Here is a 7,171-nt window from a genome sequence, read left to right as displayed (position 1 = left end):
AACATCTAAGTACCCGGAGGAAAAGAAATCAACCGAGATTCCCTGAGTAGCGGCGAGCGAAAGGGGAGCAGCCCTTAAGCTTTAAATGTCTTAGTGGAAGGATCTGGAAAGTTCCGCGATACAGGGTGATAGCCCCGTACACGAAAAGGCATTTAGAGTGAAATCGAGTAGGTCGGGACACGTGTTATCTTGACTGAATATGGGGGGACCATCCTCCAAGGCTAAATACTCCCAGCTGACCGATAGTGAACCAGTACCGTGAGGGAAAGGCGAAAAGAACCCCGGAGAGGGGAGTGAAATAGAACCTGAAACCGTATACGTACAAGCAGTAGGAGCCCTACGGGGTGACTGCGTACCTTTTGTATAATGGGTCAGCGACTTATTGTCTGTAGCAAGGTTAACCGACTAGGGGAGCCGTAGAGAAATCGAGTCTTAATAGGGCGTTTAGTTGCAGGCAATAGACCCGAAACCCGGCGATCTACCCATGGGCAGGTTGAAGGTTGAGTAACATCAACTGGAGGACCGAACCCACTAATGTTGAAAAATTAGGGGATGACCTGTGGGTCGGAGTGAAAGGCTAATCAAGCCGGGAGATAGCTGGTTCTCCTCGAAAGCTATTTAGGTAGCGCCTCGCGTCTCACCCTCGGGGGTAGAGCACTGTTTGGGCTAGGGGGTCATCCCGACTTACCAACCCCATGCAAACTCCGAATACCGAGGAGTGCAATCGCGGGAGACACACGGCGGGTGCTAACGTCCGTCGTGGAAAGGGAAACAACCCAGACCGCCAGCTAAGGTCCCAAATACCAGTTAAGTGGGAAACGATGTGGGAAGGCCCAGACAGCTAGGAAGTTGGCTTAGAAGCAGCCATCTTTTAAAGAAAGCGTAATAGCTCACTAGTCGAGTCGGCCTGCGCGGAAGATATACCGGGGCTAAACTGGTAACCGAAGCTGCGGATGCCTTCGGGCATGGTAGAGGAGCGTTGTGTAAGCCGTTGAAGGTCAATCGGGAGGTTGGCTGGAGGTATCACAAGTGCGAATGCTGACATGAGTAACGACAAGGGGGGTGAAAAACCTCCCCGCCGGAAGACCAAGGGTTCCTGTCCAACGCTAATCGGGACAGGGTTAGTCGGCCCCTAAGGCGAGGGCGAAAGCCGTAGTTGATGGGAAACAGGTTAATATTCCTGTACTCGCTATTGCTGCGATGGAGTGACGGAGAAGGCTAGGCCAGCACGGCGATCGGTTGTCCGTGTTTAAGGTAGTAGGCTGGGGACTTAGGCAAATCCGGGTCCCTAAGGCTGAGAGCTGATGACGAGCTCTCTTTAAGAGAGCGAAGTGGTTGATGCCCTGCTTCCAGGAAAAACTTCTAAGCTTCAGGCAATAGAGAACCGTACTCGAAACCGACACAGGTGGTCAGGTAGAGAATACCAAGGCGCTTGAGAGAACCCTGGTGAAGGAACTAGGCAAAATGGTACCGTAACTTCGGGAGAAGGTACGCCGGTTTTGGTGAAGGGACTTGCTCCCCGAGCTGAGGCCGGTCGAAGTGACCAGGTGGCTGCGACTGTTTATTAAAAACATAGCACTCTGCAAACTCGTAAGAGGACGTATAGGGTGTGACGCCTGCCCGGTGCCGGAAGGTTAATTGATGGGGTTAGCGTAAGCGAAGCTCTTGATCGAAGCCCCGGTAAACGGCGGCCGTAACTATAACGGTCCTAAGGTAGCGAAATTCCTTGTCGGGTAAGTTCCGACCTGCACGAATGGCGTAACGATGGCCACGCTGTCTCCACCAGGGACTCAGTGAAATTGAACTCGCTGTTAAGATGCAGTGTACCCGCGGCTAGACGGAAAGACCCCGTGAACCTTTACTACAGCTTTGCACTGAACTTTGAGCCTGCTTGTGTAGGATAGGTGGGAGGCTTTGAAGCGAGGACGCCAGTTCTCGTGGAGCCATCCTTGAAATACCACCCTGGCATGTTTGAGGTTCTAACTCAGGTCCGTGATCCGGATCGAGGACAGTGTATGGTGGGTAGTTTGACTGGGGCGGTCTCCTCCCAAAGAGTAACGGAGGAGTACGAAGGTGCACTCAGCATGGTCGGAAATCATGCAATGAGCATAATGGTATAAGTGCGCTTGACTGCGAGACAGACATGTCGAGCAGGTACGAAAGTAGGTCATAGTGATCCGGCGGTTCTGAATGGAAGGGCCGTCGCTCAACGGATAAAAGGTACTCCGGGGATAACAGGCTGATACCGCCCAAGAGTTCACATCGACGGCGGTGTTTGGCACCTCGATGTCGGCTCATCACATCCTGGGGCTGAAGCCGGTCCCAAGGGTATGGCTGTTCGCCATTTAAAGTGGTACGCGAGCTGGGTTTAGAACGTCGTGAGACAGTTCGGTCCCTATCTGCCGTGGGCGTTGGAGATTTGAGAAGAGTTGCTCCTAGTACGAGAGGACCGGAGTGAACGAACCTCTGGTGTTCCGGTTGTCACGCCAGTGGCACTGCCGGGTAGCTATGTTCGGACGGGATAACCGCTGAAAGCATCTAAGCGGGAAGCCTCCTTCAAGATGAGATCTCCCTGGGACCTTGAGTCCCCTGAAGGGCCCTGGAAGACTACCAGGTTGATAGGCTGGGTGTGGAAGCGTTGTGAGGCGTTGAGCTAACCAGTACTAATTGCCCGTGAGGCTTGACCATACAACAGAGATGGTTACTGACGACAAGCGAAAGCTGTTGGATTGTGTGAAGAGACGCACAGAGACTTGCGGTGTATTACTACAGTTTGTTTCACCGACTTATTTGGGTTGGCTGTCAGCGCTGAGCGATCAGCGAGGCAAACGGGCAGCCAAACGGCAAGGCAGAGCAAAAGCTCATAAGACCGGAGCCACCCAAGCCAGTTTGCCTGACGACAATAGAGTTGTGGAACCACCTGATCCCATGCCGAACTCAGAAGTGAAACGCAACATCGCCGATGGTAGTGTGGGGCTTCCCCATGTGAGAGTAGGTCATCGTCAGGCGCCAAATCGAAAGGCCACCCAACTGGGTGGCCTTTTTTTATGCCCGAAATCCTCTGTCATTAGGCTCAGATCAGTCCGAAGTGTCCTTATTTAACCGGCTTCGGACCCGCGAATACTGGGTTTGAGACTTATCCACCAATAGACTGCTCCGATTACTACTCCAACAAAGAGGTCTGTTTTGGCGGAACTGGGGGACATTTCCAGTTTGGCGTTGGCACTTTTGTTGCTGGCCTGTGCCGTCAGTGCATTTATCTCCGCGGTAGCCGGCGGGGCTGGTGGCGTACTGATGTTTGCGGCATTGAATACTGCTATCCCTCTGCGAATACTGATTCCTATTCACGGCGCTGTACAGCTGATAAATAATCTTGCACGTGTCTATTATGTTCGCAGGTATATTCGCTGGGATTTATGTCTGCCATTTTTCGTCGGCTGCTCCCTGGGTTCCGCGGTTATCACAATGGGAATGGCCAATCTCGCGTGGCAACAGTTGCCGCTGCTTTTGTTGGCATTGCTGGTTTTTTACACAGTGTTTAAGCCTGCAAGGCTGCCGGAGATTCGACTTGCACCCCGCCACTATTTTTGGGTTGGAACGGCCTCTGGTTCTCTCGGCATCCTGGCTGGTGCGGTAGACCCTTTGCTGGCTGCGTTTTTTGTACGAAGAGACTTACACCCTAGGGAAGTGGTGGCCAGTAAATCGGCGATGCAGGCCTGGTGTCATGCGCTCAAGATTCCGGCATTTATTTATATTGGCTTCACCTTTTCTGATTATTGGCTGCTGATATTGCTTCTGACTGTCGCCGCAGTGGTGGGAACCCGCGTCGGTATCGCACTGTTGGATCGCTTAAACAGCGGGCTGTTTTTTAAATTGATGCGGGCGGCCCTGTTAGTTGCAGGCCTGCGCATTGTTTATCAACTGGTCACTGTCTAAATGAGGGCGTGATGGCGGACTATCAGATTATAAATCCTTACACCGGTAATTTGATCGAGGCGTACCACTTTGCTTCCGAGCAGGATATCGACAGGGCTCTCACGACGCTGGCCGCTGGCAGGGCGCTACAGCATGAGGTCCCAGCTTATGAACGCTCGAATATACTGATGTGCTTGGCGCAATTACTGCTTGAGCGGAAAGAGGACTTGGCACAGCTGATTACGGAGGAAACGGGCAAGACTATCAGTGATAGCAGGGTAGAGATCGATCGGGCCTATAACACTGCGTTGGCCTGCGCCATGGAGGCTCGGGCAATAAATGGTGAAGCGCTTGACTCCGACTCCTTTCCACCCCAGCGGGAGAAAATTGGTATTGTACTTTGGAAACCGCTGGGCACAGTACTTTGTATCACTCCATTTAACTTCCCTATTAATATCGCCATGCATAAGATCGGTCCGGCCTTTGCGGCAGGGAACACGATACTGTTCAAGCCGGGGCCTCAGAATAAGCGTTCCGCGGAGTTTTTTGTGGCGCTTTGCTATTCTGCCGGGATGGATGAGTCCGTACTGCAAATGGTGATTCCCGATATTGATGCTACCGGCTATGCGGTCGCCCATTCGCAGGTGCACGCGATCAATTTCACCGGGGGCACCGCTGCGGCCAAAGCGATTGCCGCCCGGGCCGGTTATAAAAAACTATTGTTTGAGCTGGGAGGAAATGATCCGCTGATCGTGATGCAGGATGCCGACCTGGATAGAGCGGTCTCGGCAGCAATCAATCAACGTTTCGCCACAGCAGGCCAGCGCTGTACTGCCGCTAAGCGTGTGTTTGTACACCGACAAATTTATAATGCCTTTCGCGACAAACTGATTTTGGCGGCGGAAAAGCTGAAAGTTGGAGACCCCACTGAGGAGGATACCTTTGTCGGCCCTCTGATTCACGCTGGCGCCGCGGGTCAAGTGGAAGCGCGAATCAATTCAGCTATAGAAAATGGCGCAAGGGTGCTTGTGGGGAACCGGCGAGAGGGCAATATTGTTTGGCCGACTGTGCTAGAAAACGTGCCTGATGATGCAGAATTGGTAGCGGAAGAAACCTTTGGACCAGTTATCCCACTGCGTGTCTTTGATACCGTGGATGAACTGGTTTCCCTGGTTAATGTGTCTTCTTTTGGCCTGCAGGCCGGGGTCTTTACCCGCGACCTGCTACTGGCCAAACAGCTGTTTAACCGGCTCGATGTCGGTCTGTTGGCAGTCAACGACGGCCCCGGTTTCCGCGCCGAGCACTTTCCTTTTGGTGGCGTAAAAGAAAGTGGAATAGGACGGGAAGGGGTCCGGTATGCGATACGGGAGATGAGCATACAGAAAACCCTGGTGCTGTAGTCCTGTGACCGCACCTTGGGCGCGCTGCCGCTATGTCTTGCAATGGCTAATTAACGCCGGTGCGCGTGATTCGCGCAGGGCGCCACGCACAGAAAGAGAATTTACCCGCCGGAGTTGAAAAGCATTTCTCACTTTGAGTGTCTCCAGTCGGTTGGATACCAGATTTGCCTTGTTCTCGGGTGGCTTGCTGATAGCATGGCGTAGTCGTCAACAACAACGATAAAGCCATGATAAACCTGAAAGTTACACTGTGGTGGCCGCTGTTTTTTTTGTTTGTCCTGTGCTTTTCCGCCTGTTCTAAATCGCACAACAAAGCCGCCGTACAGGACGACACTACCGGGCAAGATGTGGTGGTTGCTCGTACCGCTACGCGGGAAATAACCGCGGCAGAGTTGGATGACGCTCTTAAGCTGGAGCTGCACGATCTTGCCGTGGCGGCATATCAGCTGCGCCTGAAGGGAATTTCGGAAATCCTTCACCGGAGTGGGGGCGAAAGTGAGGGTGCCCTCGAAATTTTTTTATCACCGCCGCAGCCACCGCGTATAGTGTTGCCGGAGAACAGTCGCACTCCGCGCGGCAATCCGGAGGCCCCGGTCACCATTGCCGTTTTTTGCTCCTATCAATCCCCGCACTGTAAATCCATTCAGCCTGTACTGCGCCAGCTGACTACCGATTATGCCGGCTGGGTCAAGCTGGTTCTGTACGATCTGCCGTTGAAGTTTCACCGAGAGGGCATCTCCGCTGCGGTGGCAGCGCGCTGCGCTGAAGCGCAGGGCACTCTATGGAGCTATCAGGATGGACTCTATGCTTACCTCGGTGAACTTGGTACTAAAGCCTACCGTCAATTGGCGATACAAACGGGATTGGATTTGGAGGCATTTCAAGGGTGTCTGCGGGAGAAACTTCAACGGGATCAGGTTCGAACGGATATGCAATTCGCTTCCGAAGTTGGCCTGAGGAAAGTGCCTATCGTCTTTATCAACGGCCTCTATATCAAAGGCCTCCAGCCGTATGAACACTACGCCTACTGGGTGAAGGAAGAGCTGAGCCGCTTGGGGGTTAACGATGGGCAGCAGCATCCCTGGGCCTTGCAGCGCGATGAAAACCTGCCGCCAACGGCTTTGCCCCTGACACTGGTGGGGATCAGCCTGTCCGAAATCAAAGAAAATTCCCACGCCTTGATTCAAGTGGAGGCGGAGCGGGCGCAGAAATACCGGGAAGGAGACACGATTGTACCCGGAGTAAGCTTGCAGGGGATTTCCCGCGCGTACGTGTTGCTCGATAACCGGGGAGCGACGGAAAAACTGGTGTTGCGCGGAAAGGCGGGTGATAGGGTACCTCTCACCCTGACGAGAGCGCGGGACGAAGAGACTCGGCGCCGTATAGAGCAGCCTATGGGGGAGAGTGGCCGTAAACTTATTGAGCCGTCTGCGGTACTGCCGTTGGGGCAAAAGTGGCTGGAAGAGCAACTTCAGAATCGCGCTGAGTTAGAGAAGAAATTTGTCGCGGCAGAACTGGAAGTGGAAGGGCACCAGCTGTTACGACTGGAAGGGATTGCCGATAATGAATTTTTCACAGCGCTGGGTTTTCAGGATAAGGATGTACTGCTGCGCGTAAATGACACCTGGGTGCACAGCGGGCAGAATAGCCTTTGGGATGCACTCACCAGTGGTGAGATAGTTGATGTGGTATTTATGCGCAATGGACTTCCGCACCGTCTGCAATACGTTGTCGAAGAGCGGGGTTATTTCGAGAAGGAGGGCGCTGATAACGGTGGTGATGAAGAGGGGAACAGTGAGGATTGACCGGGGCCGCTAGTCTGCTGCCCCGGGTTCACCGTATTTGGCTGGGTTAAG

General features: G+C 53.4%; 3 protein-coding genes and 2 rRNA genes (1 of these 5 running past the window's edge). All 5 read left to right on the top strand.

What is annotated here, in order from left to right; genetic code table 11:
- Positions 1-2,688 (top strand): 23S ribosomal RNA (locus A3224_RS09965) (it extends 191 nt beyond the left edge of the window).
- A gap of 204 nt (positions 2,689-2,892) precedes the next feature.
- A 5S ribosomal RNA gene (gene rrf, locus A3224_RS09960) occupies positions 2,893-3,008 on the top strand.
- Positions 3,009-3,186: 178 nt separating this feature from the next.
- Positions 3,187-3,936 carry a sulfite exporter TauE/SafE family protein gene (locus A3224_RS09955; RefSeq protein WP_067153974.1) on the top strand — a complete coding sequence of 250 codons (750 nt, stop codon included), beginning with the start codon at positions 3,187-3,189 and terminating at the stop codon, positions 3,934-3,936.
- 11 nt (positions 3,937-3,947) lie between these two features.
- A complete protein-coding gene (gene safD / locus A3224_RS09950; RefSeq protein WP_067153972.1) occupies positions 3,948-5,315 on the top strand; it encodes a sulfoacetaldehyde dehydrogenase SafD in 1,368 nt (455 codons plus the stop codon).
- 227 nt (positions 5,316-5,542) lie between these two features.
- Positions 5,543-7,120, top strand: coding sequence for a thioredoxin domain-containing protein (locus A3224_RS09945; RefSeq protein WP_067153970.1), 1,578 nt, complete (start codon positions 5,543-5,545; stop codon positions 7,118-7,120).
- Positions 7,121-7,171: the final 51 nt, after the last annotated feature.

It is taken from the genome of Microbulbifer thermotolerans, assembly GCF_001617625.1.
Classification (GTDB): Bacteria; Pseudomonadota; Gammaproteobacteria; order Pseudomonadales; family Cellvibrionaceae; genus Microbulbifer; species Microbulbifer thermotolerans.
The sequence above is the reverse complement of the archived record's forward strand: the minus strand, read 5'-3'. Positions and strand labels throughout refer to the sequence as shown.

Coding starts and splice junctions, on each gene's coding strand:
- safD (WP_067153972.1), top strand. CDS start 3,948: ATGGCGGACTATCAGATTATAAATCCTTACACCGGTAATTTGATCGAG.
- A3224_RS09945 (WP_067153970.1), top strand. CDS start 5,543: ATGATAAACCTGAAAGTTACACTGTGGTGGCCGCTGTTTTTTTTGTTT.